The sequence below is a fragment of the Pseudomonas sp. H3_E04 genome (assembly GCF_054668915.1).
On the sequence record NZ_CP162797.1, the window covers coordinates 2,652,189 to 2,667,586 of the forward strand.

Here is a 15,398-nt window from a genome sequence, read left to right on the forward strand (position 1 = left end):
TTGCGGTAAGCCTGTGACCTTAGCGATGCCGCAGGCGAATTGATAATTCAAAAAGCTTGGAGAAAACCCGGCAACCGAACAGGATTTGCGACCGATAAAACAGCCCGCTACCACCCGGTCGTTCAGAGTCGTTTGTCCACGCTGCTTGCTCCTGGCTAACCGCCGCACCTCGGCGCAAACGGCTCGCTTATAACTTATCGATCTAAAACTCCGCCTACCGAGACAGGTCAGTTTCTGAGTACCCGCACTTTTCGCGCGGTACGGCTTGACCTTCCCCAACGGAAAAACCGGTAAGGACTTTATGTGCGGATTAGCTGGCGAGTTACGTTTTGATCAACAACCTGCAGACCTTGCAGCGATCGAGAGAATCACCCATCACCTGGCCCCTCGCGGCCCCGACGCGTGGGGCTTCCATGCCCAAGGGCCGATTGCCCTGGGCCATCGACGCCTGAAAATCATGGACCTGTCGGACGGCTCGGCGCAGCCGATGATCGACAGCCAACTGGGCCTGTCCCTGGCGTTCAACGGTGCGATCTATAACTTCCCGGAATTGCGCGCAGAGCTCGAGGCACTGGGTTATGCCTTTTATTCCGGTGGCGACACCGAAGTGCTGCTCAAGGGTTATCACGCCTGGGGCGAGGCGCTGCTGCCGAAGCTCAATGGCATGTTTGCTTTCGCCATCTGGGAGCGCGACACCAAGCGCCTGTTCATTGCCCGTGACCGTCTCGGCGTGAAGCCGCTGTATCTGTCGCGCACTGGCCAACGCCTGCGCTTTGCCTCGGCACTGCCGGCCTTGCTCAAGGGTGGCGACATCAACCCGATTCTTGATCCGGTGGCGCTCAACCATTACCTGAATTTCCATGCGGTGGTGCCTGCGCCGCGCACCTTGCTGGCCGGTATCGAAAAACTGCCGCCTGCCACCTGGATGCGCGTTGAGGCCGATGGCCGCACCGAGCAGAAAACCTGGTGGACCCTGCCCTACGGCCCACATGAGGACGAGAAAAACCTCAACCTTGAAGACTGGGTTGATCGCGTCCTCGACAGCACCCGCGAAGCGGTGGCGATTCGTCAGCGCGCGGAGGTGGATGTCGGTGTGTTGCTCTCAGGCGGTGTCGATTCGAGCATGCTCGTCGGCCTGTTGCGCGAAGTCGGCGTAGAGAATCTGTCGACCTTCTCCATCGGTTTCCAGGACGCCGGCGGCGAGCGCGGCGACGAGTTCCAGTATTCGGACCTGATCGCCAAGCACTACGGTACCCGCCACCATCAACTTCGGATCGACGAGAAAGAAATCATCGAGCAACTGCCCGCCGCGTTCCGTGCGATGAGCGAGCCGATGGTCAGCCATGACTGCATCGCTTTCTATCTGTTGTCCCGTGAAGTAGCCAAGCATTGCAAAGTGGTGCAGAGCGGCCAAGGCGCGGATGAGTTGTTTGCCGGTTATCACTGGTATCCGCAGGTCGACGGCGCAGCAGATCCTTATGCGGCCTATCGCGATGCGTTCTTTGACCGCAGCTATGACGACTACGCGGCGACGGTTCAGCCGAAATGGCTGGTCGACCACGATGCGGCGGGCGACTTCGTCAAACAGCACTTTGCCCAGCCTGGCGCCGATGCCGCGGTGGACAAAGCCCTGCGCATGGACAGCACGGTGATGCTGGTCGATGACCCGGTCAAACGCGTCGACAACATGACCATGGCCTGGGGGCTAGAAGCGCGTACGCCGTTTCTGGACTATCGACTGGTCGAGCTGTCTGCTCGTGTACCAGGTCAATTCAAGCTGCCCGATGGCGGCAAGCAAGTGCTGAAAGAAGCTGCGCGCCGGGTCATTCCAAGCGAAGTGATCGACCGCAAGAAAGGCTATTTCCCGGTGCCGGGCCTCAAGCACTTGCAGGGCGACACGCTCAATTGGGTGCGCGAGCTGCTGCTGGATCCGAGCCAGGATCGCGGCCTGTTCAACCCGACCATGCTCGACAAGCTTTTGACTGACCCGCAAGGCCAACTGACCCCGTTGCGCGGTTCGAAACTGTGGCAACTGGCAGCCCTGAACCTGTGGCTCAGTGAACAAGGAATCTGATTGATGAAACCCCATGCCACGTCCATCAACCAACGCCTGTTGCGTGGTCAGGCTCCCTCGTATGAACGTTTGCAGGCACGCTTGGCCGAAGACGGCAGCGAGCCTGCCAGCGCCCCGATTGCCGTGCATTGCGGCTGGGGCCGACTGCTGATCGGTCACACTTTCCCCGATCCGGCGTCGCTGGCGCAGGAGCTGCTCAACGAGCAGCCGGGCGAGCGCGATATCGCCCTGTATGTCGCCGCACCACAGCAGATTCTCGGCCTCGAGCCGACGCAGCTGTTTCTCGATCCATCCGACACCCTGCGTCTGTGGTTCAGCGATTACCGGCAGGCCACGCGGGTGTTTCGCGGCTTCCGCATTCGTCGCGCGCAGAGCGAAACCGACTGGCAAGGCATCAACCGTTTGTACCAGGCGCGCGGCATGTTGCCGATCGATCCGGAGCTGCTCACCCCACATCATCAGGGCGGCCCGGTGTATTGGCTGGCGGAAGACGAGGACAGCGGCGCGGTGATCGGCAGTGTCATGGGCCTCAATCATCAAAAAGCCTTCAACGATCCGGAACACGGCAGCAGCCTGTGGTGCCTGGCGGTCGACCCGCATTGCTCGCGCCCCGGCGTCGGCGAAGTGCTGGTGCGACATCTGGTCGAGCACTTCATGAGTCGCGGCCTGGCTTATCTGGATCTGTCGGTGCTGCACGACAACCGTCAGGCGAAAAACCTCTACGCCAAACTGGGTTTCCGCAACCTGCCGACCTTCGCCATCAAGCGCAAGAACGGCATCAACCAGCCGCTGTTCCTCGGCCCGGGGCCGGAAGCCAATTTCAACCCTTACGCGCGGATCATCGTCGAAGAAGCGCATCGACGCGGTATCGACGTGCAAGTGGATGACGCCGACGCCGGGCTGTTCACCCTCAGCCATGGCGGCCGCCGCGTGCGCTGCCGCGAGTCGCTGAGCGACCTGACCAGCGCCATCAGCATGACCTTGTGTCAGGACAAAAGCCTGACCCACAAAGTGCTCAAGGCGGCCGGCCTGAAACTGCCGGCACAGCAACTGGCGGGTAATGCCGACGACAATCTGGCCTTCCTCGATGAACATCAGCGCGTGGTGGTCAAACCGCTCGATGGTGAACAAGGCCAAGGCGTCGCTGTGGACTTGCGCACCATCGAAGAGGTGCAGCAGGCCATCGAAACCGCCAAGCAGTTCGACAGTCGCGTGTTGCTGGAGAGCTTCCACGAAGGTCTCGATCTACGCATTGTGGTGATCGGTTTTGAAGTGGTGGCAGCCGCTATTCGCAAGCCCGCCGAAGTGGTCGGTGATGGTCAGCATTCGATCGGTGCGCTGATTGAGGCGCAGAGCCGTCGTCGGCAAGCGGCCACCAGCGGCGAGAGCAAGATCCCGCTGGACCACGAAACCCAACGCACGCTGCACGCGGCCGGGTACGACTACAGCAGCATCCTGCCGGCCGGCGAGCATCTGTTCGTGCGGCGCACGGCCAATCTGCACACCGGCGGGACGCTGGAAGACGTGACCGACATTCTTCATCCGACCCTAGTCGACGCGGCAGTGCGCGCGGCGCGGGCGCTGGACATTCCGATGGTCGGGCTCGATCTGATGGTGCCGGCGGCGGATCAGCCCGAGTACGTGTTCATCGAAGCCAACGAACGCGCCGGCCTCGCCAACCATGAACCGCAGCCGACGGCGGAACGCTTTGTCGATCTGTTGTTTCCGCATAGTCAGCCGGCTGTTTCGTGATTATGCAGCGCCTCTACTGACGCCTTCGCGAGCAGGCTCGCTCCCACAGGGTGAATGCATTCCAAATGTGGGAGCGAGCCTGCTCGCGAAGAGGCCCTGAACCGCCCCGCAAACCTTCCTCATCGAAACCATCGATGTGCTCAACCCATCAGGAGTTTCCATGACCATGACCACACAAATCCCTGAACCGGATCTGGCTTACCTGCAAAAAGTCCTGCTGGAAATGCTCGCCATTCCCAGTCCGACCGGGTTCACCGACACCATCGTGCGCTATGTCGCCGAGCGTCTCGAAGAGCTGGGTATTCCGTTCGAAATGACCCGGCGCGGCACCATTCGCGCGACGTTGAAGGGCAAAAAGAGCAGTCCTGACCGCGCCGTGTCGGCGCACCTGGACACCATCGGCGCCGCCGTGCGTGCGGTGAAAGACAACGGTCGCCTGACCCTCGCGCCGGTCGGTTGCTGGTCGAGCCGCTTTGCCGAGGGCAGCCGGGTCAGCCTGTTTACCGACACCGGGGTGATTCGCGGCAGCGTGTTGCCGCTGATGGCGTCCGGGCATGCGTTCAATACCCAGGTCGATGAGATGCCAATCAGTTGGGACCATGTCGAACTGCGGCTGGACGCCTACTGCACGACCAAAGCCGATTGCGAGTCGCTGGGCATTCATGTCGGCGACGTGGTGGCGTTCGACCCGCTGCCGGAGTTCACCGAAAGCGGCCATATCAGCGCCCGCCACCTCGACGACAAGGCCGGCGTCGCTGCGCTGCTCGCGGCACTCAAGGCGATTGTCGACAGTGGCCAGGAACTGAACATCGATTGCCATCCGCTGTTCACCATCACCGAGGAAACCGGCAGCGGTGCGGCGGCGGCATTGCCTTGGGATGTCAGCGAGTTTGTCGGCATCGACATCGCACCGGTCGCCCCCGGTCAGCACTCCAGCGAACACGCGGTGAGCGTGGCGATGCAGGATTCCGGCGGGCCGTATGACTATCATCTGTCGCGGCATTTGTTGCGTCTGGCCGATGAACACGAATTGCCGGTGCGTCGCGACATGTTCCGCTATTACTTCAGCGATGCGCACTCGGCCGTCACCGCCGGTCACGACATTCGCACCGCCCTGCTCGCCTTCGGCTGCGATGCCACCCACGGCTACGAACGCACGCACATCGACAGCCTGGCGGCGCTCAGTCGCTTACTCGGCGCGTACATTCTTAGCCCGCCGGTGTTTGCCAGCGATGCGGCGCCGGCCAATGCTTCACTGGATCGCTTCAGCCATCAGATTGAGCATGACACCCAGATGGAAAGCGAAACCCGCGTGCCGCCGGTGGACAGCCTGGTGGGGCAGCGTTCCGACAGTTGAATCTTCGGTGATCACATAACCGTCTTCGCGAGCAGGCTCGCTCCCACAGGGATCGCATTCAAATGTGGGAGCGAGCCTGCTCGCGAATGGGCCGGCACGGCCAATACAGAACTGGCAGGCAAAACCCAATCCCCGTAGCATCCCGACATTGATTTGACCGAGGTGCCCATGCTCATTCCCCACGACGCGCTTGAAGTTGACACCCTCACCCGCCTGATCGAGGATTTCGTCACCCGCGACGGTACCGACAACGGCGATGACACTCCGCTGGAAACCCGCGTCCTGCGCGTGCGTCAGGCATTGACCAAAGGCCAGGCATTGATCGTGTTCGACCCGGAAAGCGAACAGTGCCAGCTGATGCTCAAGCACGACGTACCCAAGCATTTGTTCGACTGAAGCCGTCAGCCAGCCTTCGCCGCGGCCTCCTTGCGCTTGATCCGGTCATAGACCTCGGCGCGGTGCACATGGACTTTTTTCGGCGCCTCGACGCCGAAGCGCACGCTGGAGCCACTGACTGACAGAACACGCAGGGTGATGTCGTCGCCGATTGAAATCAACTCACCGACCACACGGCTGAGTACAAGCATGGGATTCATCCTTCAGGACTGGCAAACCCTGAAGATGCGCGGCTTACAGCCGCTCCACAATGCATGACGAGCAATTCAGTCTTGCCCTACAGCCTCCCACGCCCGCAGCCGTCAGACGCTTCGCACAAAACCATCAGGCAGCGGTAAAGCGCGGCCCGAACAGAATAATGCTGGCACCGACCACGCACAGCGCCATGCCGATCCAGTCCGAGCCCAGCGGACGCACCCGCTCGACCACCGCCAGCCAGCCAATCGAAGCAACGATGTAGATTCCGCCGTACGCCGCATAGGCGCGCCCGGCATAGGCTGCTTCAACGCGCGTCAGCAACAGTGCGAACAGGGTCAGGCTGAGCAATGCGGGAATCACCCACAACGCACTCTTGCCCTGGCGCAGCCACATGTAGAAAGCAAAACAGCCGGCGATTTCAAACAGCGCCGCAAGGAAGAACCACAAGTAATTGAGCATGGAGGCGTCTCGACAGGGTGACCATGGCGGCCACCCTAACGACGCGGCGGGCAACGAACAAGATCAAGCGTTGTTTTGTTTGGCCTTGGCGCGCATTTTCTCGGCCATTGAAGTCATTTCGTTGTAGAGCAGCTGCGGATTCTTCTGCTTGAGCGCCCAGGCCATGCGCCCTTGTTCGTGGGGCAGGATCATGAACTCGCCGGCAGCGACTTGCTGATAGATGTAGTCAGCGATGTCGGCCGCGCTGATCGGCGAACTTTCCAGCAACTTGCCGACCTGGGCTTTCATTGCCGGGGTCGGGCCACGGAATGAATCGAGCAAGTTGGTCTGGAAGAACGACGGGCAAACCACATGCACCGCCACTTCCTGCTGCGCCAGTTCGATCAGCAGACTTTCCGACAACGCCACCACACCCGCCTTGGCCACGTTGTAGTTGCTCATCGCCGGGCCTTGCATCAGCGCGGCCATGGAGGCGATGTTGATGATCTTGCCCTTGCTCAGTTCCAGCAGCGGCAGGAACGCTTTGCAGCCCTTGACCACGCCCATCAGGTTGATCGCGATCTGCCAGTCCCAGTCTTCCAGCGACAACTCGCTGAAGAATCCGCCCGAGGCGACGCCGGCATTGTTGACGATGATATCGATGCCGCCGAGCTTCTCTTCACAGGCCTGAGCGAACGCGGTGAGCTGGCTGTAATCGCGCACGTCGCAGCGCTGGATGAAACCGTCACCGCCCGCCTCGCGCACCAGCTTCAGGGTTTCCTGCAGACCGGGTTCACTGACATCGGACAAGGCCAGCCGCCAACCTTCACGGGCCCAGCGCAGCGCGATTTCGCGACCCAGGCCTGAGCCTGCACCAGTGATCATCATGCGATTTTGCATAGCGGACAGCCTTGTTGTTCCGGGAGAGATGCGCCGAGTGTAGCGAAGGATCCAGCGCCGCCCACGCTCCATCCAGTTGCTGAATGGAGGATCAAAAGATTGCTGCCGTCATAGTTCCCCGGTTGGTCTCATGTAGGAGCTGACGAGTGCAACGAGGCTGCGATCTTTTTGCTGGAAAGGAAATAACAGAGCAATCCAAATACATTAAAAAAACATTGAATTATTTTTCACCGGCGCAAGTCGGAACATGTAAGCCGGCTGGAATTTAGTTGCTCTCCAGCTGCCCACTGAGCATCAAGACTCTTCCAGAATCTGAACAAGGAAATCACCCATGGGCACAATTCTAATCATCATCCTGATCCTGTTGCTGATCGGTGGTCTGCCGGTCTTCCCGCACTCCAGAAGTTGGGGTTATGGCCCGTCGGGCATTATCGGCGTGGTGTTGGTCGTGCTGCTGGTGCTGTTGTTACTCGGCAAGATATGACGACTTGAAGCTGTAAAAAAAGAGGCCCTTGTTCAAGGGCCTCTTTTTTATTGCGTGGACTTTTTGTTAACCCGGCATCAGTCCGGCGTGCCGTGAATCACACCGGCGGTATTGTCGAGCAGGCTCTTGGTCGCAGTTTGCAGGAACGCTTCAAGTTTGAGTTTGAGTTCGGCAGTGCGCGGCGCGTCCGGCACAACTTCGGCGTGCGGATTGGCACCGAGCTGGTATTGCCAGATTTTCGGGCCCATATCCTTGTCACGCGGCAGCACCAGAATCTGGTCGGCGGTGACAATGGCGGTGGTCTGCTCGCTGCCCGAAGGCTTGATCACACCGAAACCGGTATCGCCCTGCGGCAGGTTGAGCAGGTCACGACCCCAGCACTGGTGACGCACTTCACCACCGAGACGGCCCATGATGGTCGGCACGATGTCGATCTGCGTGCCCACGGTGTGGTCACGGGCACCGAACTTCTGCTGAATGCCCGGGGCGATCATCAGCATTGGCACGTTGAAGCGACCCAGGTCCATTTCAGTGATCTGGCGCTCGTTGCCGAAGCCGTGGTCGCCGACGATGACGAACAGGGTTTCGTTGAAGTACTTCTCTTTGCGCGCCTTCTCGAAGAACTGGCCGAGCGCCCAGTCGGAGTAGCGCATGGCGGTCAAGTGTTCGTTGAGGCTGCCACGGTCAGTAACGCGCTCGACCGGCAATGGCGTCGGCAAGGCGTACGGCGTGTGGTTGGACAGGGTTTGCAGCAGCGCGTAGAACGGCTTGCCGTTTTCCCGCGCCTTCAGTTCTTGCAGGCCACGATCGAACATGTCCTGGTCGGACACGCCCCAGGTCGGATCGGAGAACACCGGGTTGACGAAGTCGTTGCGGCCAACGAAGTTGGTCATGCCCTGGTTGCTGAAGAAGCCCGACTGGTTGTCCCAGGCGAAATCGCCGTTGTAGACGTACACGTCGTCATAGTCGCGGGCACTGAGCACCTGCGGCAGGCCGGACAGCTTGTGGCTGCCTTCGGGGGTCTGCATCAGGTATTCGAAGCCAGGCAGGTTGGGGAAGCAGGCCATGGTCGCAAACATGCCCTGGTGAGTGTGGGTGCCGTTGGAGAAGAAACGGTCGAACAGCAGACCTTCCTTGGACAGCTTGTCCAGGTAGGGCGTGATGTTGCCCGGAGCCCCCAAGGCGCCTACCGAGTGACCGGCCATGCTTTCCATGAGGATCACGACGACGTTCTTGACCGGCAGGGTCTTGTCGGCTGGCGGCGTGTAATCACGGCGCACGGCGGCAATATCGGCGTCGACCAGTTTGTCGTCCGGCATCAGCAGCATGTCACGCACGATTTTCTGCGCCTGGTCCTGCGGCAGCGTGGCTTTCCAGATATTGTCGCGATCTTCGCCCATGCGCGACTTAGCGGCCTCGATCAACGACAGCGTGGCATTGAGACCGAGCTGGTTGGCGAAGTTGGAATCAGTGGTGTACACGTCGCCCCAGCGCATTGGCGGGCCTTGACGCAGGGTGCCACGCGCGGCAACCACGCAGATCAGCAGGCAGACCACAAACACCGCCAGACGGGTGTACCACGGTGCAACCTGACGGGAGCTGACGCTGCCGCCGCTGAACGGCCCGCGCGGGCGGGTGGCACGGTCGGCGCCCTTGAATGCGAGGGTCAGAATGACCGTGCCGATGACCCACGCCAGCAGGTAGCGAACCACCGGGAAACCGTACCAGAGCATGCTCATTACGGTTTTCGGGTCTTCCTTCACGTACTGGAACACCAGACCGTTGAGCCGCTGGTGAAACTCGCGGTAGAAGTCCATTTCCATCAGGCCGAGGAACAGCGCGATGCTCGAGGCGATGGTCAGCCACAGGCGAAAGAAACCGCGCGCGGCCATGGCACGGGCACTGAACAGCGCCAGCACCAGCGGAATGCACAGGTACACCACCAGGCGCAGGTCGAAACGCAGACCGTTGACGAACGCTTCGAGGAAGGTCGCGGCCGGGGTGTCGAGGATCATCTCGCGGTTGTAGACCAGCAGCGCAAGGCGCAGCGCGGAAAACATGACCATCATGACCAGTGCGCACAGCAGCGTGTAGGCCAGATGCGATTTGACGGTCGGTTGCAGCAGGCGAGCAGAAGATCGCTGCTGATTCAGGGCGTCCGGGTTTGCCATGTCGTTTTAGGACCCATTGGAAGTTGAAGTTGCAAAAATACAGCGGCGCCAGGCCCTCTATTGGTCAGTCCAGACCCCGGGGCGTGCGCGGTGCGCAAATGTTGCACGATCGTTCACACCATTGCCATTGATTACTGCCCTGCTCTTCGAGACTTTCACTCAAAGGGCTGGCAGCGCAATGGCAGGCAACAAGTGCGGGCGAATTGTCTTGGAGACTTTGTGAAAATTTCGTGCAACGCATATCTGGAAATACAATTTAGAGACAAAACAAAACGCCCCGAAGCGGTCGGGGCGTTTTGCTTACAGCGAATTGATTATTTCTCGGCGCGTTCTTTCAGCGCTTTCAGGGTATTGAATGGCGCATCGACCACGAACTTGTTGGCGACCATGGCCGGTACGCTACCGCCCGGCTCGGTGTGCACCTGATAAGTCACTTCGACCTGATCGCCTTTAGGCACGAACTTCCAGAAGCCTTTGACTTGCTGAACCCGTACGAAACCTTTTTCTTCCGGCAGATAAGTCGGTACACCTTCAAGGTTGCGGGTCAGGCTGCCATCGGCGCCCTCAACGGTGGTGATCTTCAGCACCGAATCACGCGGGGTCACCGGCCACGGCGTGTTGAATTGCGAATAGGTCCAGCTCAGATCGCCTTCATGCTTGAGCAGTTTCTGGCTCTTGCATTCGTGAATCCACGCGCACGCGCCGGAGACGTCTTCCTGCAAGGCGCGCAGTTTGGCGATGGTGGTCTTCATCAGCGCGACGCCCTGATAGGACTTGTAGTCCGAACCGGGTATTTCGCTCAGGGAAACCTTGATGCCGTCTTCGTTCTTGGCGACTTTCCAGTCTTCCGCCTGGGCGACCGAAGTGGCAAGTACGGCAGTCAGACCACACAACACAGCGAAACGGTGCAGCGAACCCATAGTGTTATTCCTTATTGTTGAAGTTCCGTTCGTGAACACATCACGCCGCCGTCATCTGCTCCCACCAGCCGATCAATCTGATCGCTTCTTCAGAACTGCTGCCGCATACCTCGACATCCGCAGCGAAACCCGAGCAAACCGGCGGACGCTCCGGGCGGCCGAAAATGTTGCACAGGTTATCGACCGACAGTTGCACGCAACGTTCGCCGGCGGGTTTGCCGTCGGGCATGCCGGGGATCGGCGAACTGATGGAGGGGGCAATGCAGCAAGCGCCACAGCCTTCACGGCATTTCATGACGAACAGATCCTCGCGACGGGCGATGTGTAAAGAGACGGGAAACAGAGTAACCGCTAAAACGGCTGTTTCAAATTGCTACAAGCGGCTTTTCAACGATAAGTAAAAGTGACCGGGCAGTCTCCGACGAAGCGTCTGCTCTGCGCGTTGCAGAGGGCTGCATCTATTGCTTGAATTCGAAATCCAGCGCCGCGCCTTCCACATCGCGTCGCGCTTCGTTGCGCAATTGCAACTCCATTTCATTGCTGAGCAAGCGGCCGTTGAGCTGGAAGCCATTATCTTTTTCGCCAAACATCTGCGGCAGGATCGCCTCGCGTTTGGGCAGCTCCACGGTGCCCTTTGGCTTCAGATCTTCAACCATATCCTTGGGCAGGCTGAGATCGAGTTTTGCCGGCGGCAATTTGGTCTTGGCCACTTCGCTGGCAGGTTTCGATTTCGAGGCAACCGGGCGGCGCTTCTTCACCGTGGCGTTTTTTTTGGCCTGGGCTTTTTTTGCTGGCGCCGTGGTTTTAACGGTTTTCTTCGTCGTACTGGTCGCTGCCGGTTTTTCCTGGGTTGCGGCCGCCATGGCACCCGGTGCCTGACCGATCATCAGCAAACCCAGCAATACCCACGCGGCAGGAACAATCGCTTTCATGGACCCAACGAACTAACGGCAGAGGGCCACATGCTCGCCTGTTGTGCGTCACATGACAAGCACCACCGCCCTTCTCCTTCAGAATCCGCCAGCGGTTTCCTGACACAGTTGGGTGGCCAACAGACCCAGCGTCATCAGCGCCCGCTCCGCCTCGCGGTTCCACGGAATGCCGCAATTGAGGCGGATACAGTGGTTGAACTGCTCGGTGTTACTGAAGATAAGCCCCGGCGCGATGCTGATGCCTTGTTGCAGCGCGCGAACATGCAATTCCTGGGTATTGACCCGCCCCGGCAAGCTCACCCATAGGATGAAACCGCCCGTAGGTCGGGACATTTGCGTGCCCTCGGGGAAATGCTGCTGCACCGCCAGCTGGAACGCGCTGAGGTTTTTCCGGTACTCCTGGCGGATGTAGCGTAAATGCCGGTCATAACCGCCGTTTTCCAGATACGCGGCAATCGCCATCTGCGTGACGCTGCACGCTGAATGGGTACTGAACGTTTGCAGGCGCTGGATTTCCTGCTGGTACTTGCCGGCGATCATCCAGCCGATGCGCACACCGGGCGACAGGGTTTTGGAGAAGCTCGAGCAGTAAATCACCCGATCCAGGCGGTCGTAGGCCTTCAACGCCTTGGTGCGGCCCTGTTCGAACATCAGTTCGCCGTAAATATCATCTTCGACAATCTGAATATCGAAATCCGAGGCCAGGCGCAGCAACTGTTTCTGCCGCTCTTCCGGCATGGTCCCGCCGAGGGGATTGCTCAGGCGCGTGGTCAGCACCAGCGCCTTGATCGACCATTGGTTGGCGGCCAGTTGCAAGGCTTCCAGACTCATCCCGGTGGCGGGGTCGCTGGGAATTTCGATGACTTTCAGGCCAAGCAGATCGGCCAGTTGCAGCAGGCCGTAATAGGTCGGCGATTCGGCAGCGATCAGATCGCCCGGCCGCGTCAGCACACGCAATGACATCTGCAAGGCGTCGACACAGCCGTGGGTGATCACCACTTCCGACGGATCGACCACCACGCCAGCGTCACGCATGCGGATCGCGACTTGCCGACGCAACGGTTCGAAGCCGGGGCTGAACATGTAGCTGAATGCCCGTGGGCTGTGAAACCGGGTCACCTTGGCCAACTGCTGATGCAGCGCACGTACCGGCAGATAATCGACACTCGGCACCGCAGCGCCCAGCGGAAACACGCCTTCGCGGCGGGATTCGACCAATACCTGCTGAATGATGCTGCTGCGCGTCACCAGTCCCGGCCGTTCGACCCGGGCGATGTCCGGCGTCGGCGCGGTCAGCGCGGGGGTCTGGTGGACGTAATAACCCGACTGCGGGCGAGCGCGGATCAGGCCCTGATCTTCGAGGTTGGCATATGCCTGTAATACCGTCGCGTGGCTGACGTTGAGCTGCGAACTCATCTTGCGCACCGAGGGCACGCGCTCCCCCGGTTGATAGACACCACGGCGGATGTCTTCGGCCAGTTGCTGAGCAATACGCTGATAGAGCAAGAGATTGGTCATGACGCAGCACTCGATTTCACGGGCGTTTTATTCTTGTGTGGAACAATACCGGAACAGTTTAGAAGTGTACTGGGACAGTTGCCAGATTACTCGACCGTACAGTGCGGTGTCTGCCCCATCTGTACGGATTTGCGCGGCAATCGACAGACATGAAAAAGCCCGGCACTGCATGACAGTCCGGGCTTTCCAGAGACGCAGCCCTCAGCGGGCGGCGCCGAGCTGGCCTTTTTCGTCAGAGAACACGATCTCTACACGGCGATTCTGCGCCCGCCCACGCTCGGAGGCGTTGGCATCGACCGGGAACTGATCACCGTAACCTTCGACCTGGATGCGCTTTTCGTCGATACCCAGATCGACCAGCACGTCAGCCACCGATTGCGCGCGGTCGCGGGACAGTTTGAGGTTTTCCTGCTTGCCCCCGGTGCTGTCGGTGTAACCCTCGATGCGCACCACGCGCTTGGGATTGAGCTGCAGGAACTGGACGATCTTCAGCACGACTCGGTTGGCCGAGTTTTTCAGTTCCGCCTGGCCGGTGTCGAACAACACGTCGCCGAGGGTCATCACCAGACCCCGATCGGTCTGCGTGGTCGCCAGCGCCACGATCTGTTCCTCCAGCCACTTGCCTTGTTGCTGCACGCTGAGCAGTTTCGATTCGCGCAGGGCTAATTGCAGGCGTTGCCGCTCAAGCTCAAGCTTGGCGGCGCGCTCCTCGTTAAGCGCCTGATTGGTGTGCTCGCGGGCGATTTCGCTGTAGCGCTGGCTCAGGTAGGCGTAATGCACCACGTCGGCACCGCTGCCCCAATAGGTCGACAGCCGATCGGCGCGGGCCAGGGATTCGCCAGCGCGGATCACGTCTTTCGGCGCGATGCGCAGCACGTTGGAATCTTCCTTGACCTTCTGGAAATCAGCGCCGGCCTGTTGCAGCGCCGCCTCGCTGTGCTGGCCGGCGCAGCCGTACAGGCTGGCGCAACCGGCGAGGAGCAGAATGCCGAGAGCATTGGACTTGAGGCTCATTGCGCTTCCCCCAGTTGCAGCTGCTTGCGCAGGCGAACAATGCGGGTATTGAGCACATTCAGTTGCTCTTCGCTTTTTTTCGTCAGCACCTTGGCTTCGGCCAGACGTGCATCCAGTTCGGCCTGCTCGGCACGCATGCGCGCATTGCGATAGGACTCGTCCGCCATGTTGCCTTTGGCGCGGTTGTACTTGGTTTCGGCCAGTTGCATTTCCGGCACCTCGTCAGCGGTGGCGCCGACTGCCTTGGCCTGCACGATGGCCTGTTCGGTCAAACGCATTTGTTCACTGGGTGCCGGATCGGTTGCGCACCCGGCCAGGGCCAGAACGGCCACAGCCGCGAAAAGAGGTCGAATACTCACTAAGAATCCCTACTGTTTTGGGGCACTGACAGGTTGCGGCGGCTGTTGCTGTTGCGCCTTCCAGCGCTCGATGTTGCGTTGCAGCGCGGCTTCCGTCAGTCCGGACGCGGGCAATTCTGTCATCTTTTTGGCGAGCTGTCCGCGCAACCACGGATCGTTGCAGGCCGAGTTATGCGAAACCGCGAGGAACAGCCCCGGGCGATCAATGGGTTGCTCGAACGCCAGCAGATCGCTGGTCATGCCCAATGTCTGCGCGGCGGCAAGGCCTGAGTAACGTCCGGCGAGGACATATTCCACCTCGCCCAACAGCAACTTCTGTAGTGCCTCGGTAAGGTTTGCTGTGCGGATCAGGGTCAGATTCTGCTCGGCGAAAGTGCCGAATGCCTGGGTCATCCGCGACTTTTCCGACACCGCACCGGCGTGGCCTTTAAGGTCGCTGGCCTCGGCATAGGTCAGCGTCGAGCCTTTGCGCGTCCACACCAGATAGTCGTTTTCCAGCAGTGGCGGATGAATGAAGTCAAGGTTTTCCAGCTCGGTCACGGTCAGCGGCGCGTCGGCCAGCATGTCCATGCGCCCGCTGCGCACCTCATCGAGGGCCTGCGAGCGTTTGCCGGCGTAGAGCAGGTCGACTTTGATGCCCAGATCCTTGGCCACTTGCTGCAACAGATCGGCACTCGCACCGATCAGGAGCTTGGGGTTTTGCGGGTCCTGCCACAGGTACGGCGGCGCATCCGGGCTGCCGGTGACGACCAGGCGCTCGCACTTGCCAGCGGCCATGGCCAAACCGGGCAACAGCATCAATCCCAATAACCATCCGCAGCGCAGATCCATGGCAAAACGCTCCCCACTCAAATCCGAGACAAAAAAAAGCCCGACCAACAGGCC

Annotated in this window: 16 protein-coding genes; 5 read left to right on the forward strand and 11 right to left on the reverse strand. The window is 60.1% G+C overall.

The features are described from left to right. Window positions 1-301 precede the first annotated feature (301 nt). The 4 genes from AB4N53_RS11825 (at window position 302) to AB4N53_RS11840 (ending at window position 5,579) form a co-directional block, all read left to right on the forward strand. Window positions 302-2,074, forward strand: a complete 1,773-nt coding sequence (locus AB4N53_RS11825) for an N-acetylglutaminylglutamine amidotransferase (protein WP_460120663.1) — start codon at window positions 302-304, stop codon at window positions 2,072-2,074. A 3-nt stretch (window positions 2,075-2,077) separates the two neighbouring features. Continuing rightward, entirely contained in the window at window positions 2,078-3,826 is a 1,749-nt protein-coding gene (gene ngg, locus AB4N53_RS11830; RefSeq protein ID WP_460120665.1) for an N-acetylglutaminylglutamine synthetase, read from the forward strand. 166 nt (window positions 3,827-3,992) lie between these two features. Further along, complete coding sequence (locus AB4N53_RS11835; RefSeq protein ID WP_024013890.1) at window positions 3,993-5,183, forward strand: osmoprotectant NAGGN system M42 family peptidase; 1,191 nt, start codon at window positions 3,993-3,995, stop codon at window positions 5,181-5,183. A gap of 168 nt (window positions 5,184-5,351) precedes the next feature. After that, entirely contained in the window at window positions 5,352-5,579 is a 228-nt protein-coding gene (locus AB4N53_RS11840) for a YheU family protein (protein WP_003172962.1), read from the forward strand. A 5-nt stretch (window positions 5,580-5,584) separates the two neighbouring features. Here the strand turns inward: AB4N53_RS11840 and csrA are convergent, their stop codons facing one another. The 3 genes from csrA to AB4N53_RS11855 all read right to left on the reverse strand — a co-directional run bounded on the left by csrA (window position 5,585) and on the right by AB4N53_RS11855 (window position 7,115). Further along, on the reverse strand, window positions 5,585-5,770 hold the full coding sequence (csrA, locus tag AB4N53_RS11845) for a carbon storage regulator CsrA (protein ID WP_460120667.1): 186 nt from the start codon (window positions 5,768-5,770) through the stop codon (window positions 5,585-5,587). Window positions 5,771-5,903: 133 nt separating this feature from the next. Next, a complete protein-coding gene (locus AB4N53_RS11850; protein ID WP_125917295.1) occupies window positions 5,904-6,236 on the reverse strand; it encodes a YnfA family protein in 333 nt (110 codons plus the stop codon). Window positions 6,237-6,299: 63 nt separating this feature from the next. Then, complete coding sequence (locus AB4N53_RS11855) at window positions 6,300-7,115, reverse strand: SDR family oxidoreductase (RefSeq protein ID WP_460120670.1); 816 nt, start codon at window positions 7,113-7,115, stop codon at window positions 6,300-6,302. Window positions 7,116-7,446: 331 nt separating this feature from the next. Between AB4N53_RS11855 and AB4N53_RS11860 the strand changes: the two genes are divergently transcribed. Then, the gene (locus AB4N53_RS11860; protein ID WP_003183939.1) at window positions 7,447-7,599 is read left to right on the forward strand and encodes a DUF3309 family protein; all 153 of its coding nucleotides are present in this window, start codon (window positions 7,447-7,449) and stop codon (window positions 7,597-7,599) included. Between the two features lie 77 nt (window positions 7,600-7,676). Here the strand turns inward: AB4N53_RS11860 and AB4N53_RS11865 are convergent, their stop codons facing one another. The 8 genes from AB4N53_RS11865 to AB4N53_RS11900 form a co-directional block, all read right to left on the reverse strand. Next, complete coding sequence (locus tag AB4N53_RS11865; RefSeq protein WP_460120672.1) at window positions 7,677-9,770, reverse strand: LTA synthase family protein; 2,094 nt, start codon at window positions 9,768-9,770, stop codon at window positions 7,677-7,679. 314 nt (window positions 9,771-10,084) lie between these two features. After that, the gene (locus AB4N53_RS11870) at window positions 10,085-10,690 is read right to left on the reverse strand and encodes an START domain-containing protein (protein WP_460120674.1); all 606 of its coding nucleotides are present in this window, start codon (window positions 10,688-10,690) and stop codon (window positions 10,085-10,087) included. 40 nt (window positions 10,691-10,730) lie between these two features. Continuing rightward, window positions 10,731-10,985, reverse strand: a complete 255-nt coding sequence (locus AB4N53_RS11875) for a YkgJ family cysteine cluster protein (protein ID WP_460120676.1) — start codon at window positions 10,983-10,985, stop codon at window positions 10,731-10,733. 163 nt (window positions 10,986-11,148) lie between these two features. Continuing rightward, window positions 11,149-11,622: a translation initiation factor 2 gene (locus AB4N53_RS11880; protein ID WP_460120678.1), complete on the reverse strand. Its 474-nt coding sequence runs from the start codon at window positions 11,620-11,622 to the stop codon at window positions 11,149-11,151. A 78-nt stretch (window positions 11,623-11,700) separates the two neighbouring features. After that, complete coding sequence (locus tag AB4N53_RS11885; protein ID WP_024013893.1) at window positions 11,701-13,140, reverse strand: aminotransferase-like domain-containing protein; 1,440 nt, start codon at window positions 13,138-13,140, stop codon at window positions 11,701-11,703. A gap of 201 nt (window positions 13,141-13,341) precedes the next feature. Continuing rightward, window positions 13,342-14,154, reverse strand: coding sequence for an OmpA family protein (locus AB4N53_RS11890; protein WP_101156315.1), 813 nt, complete (start codon window positions 14,152-14,154; stop codon window positions 13,342-13,344). Further along, window positions 14,151-14,513 carry a DUF4398 domain-containing protein gene (locus AB4N53_RS11895; protein WP_172667940.1) on the reverse strand — a complete coding sequence of 121 codons (363 nt, stop codon included), beginning with the start codon at window positions 14,511-14,513 and terminating at the stop codon, window positions 14,151-14,153. Before AB4N53_RS11895 ends, AB4N53_RS11890 begins: the two co-directional genes overlap by 4 nt. A gap of 9 nt (window positions 14,514-14,522) precedes the next feature. Then, window positions 14,523-15,344, reverse strand: coding sequence for a substrate-binding periplasmic protein (locus AB4N53_RS11900; protein WP_460120682.1), 822 nt, complete (start codon window positions 15,342-15,344; stop codon window positions 14,523-14,525). Between the last annotated feature and the right edge of the window lie 54 nt (window positions 15,345-15,398).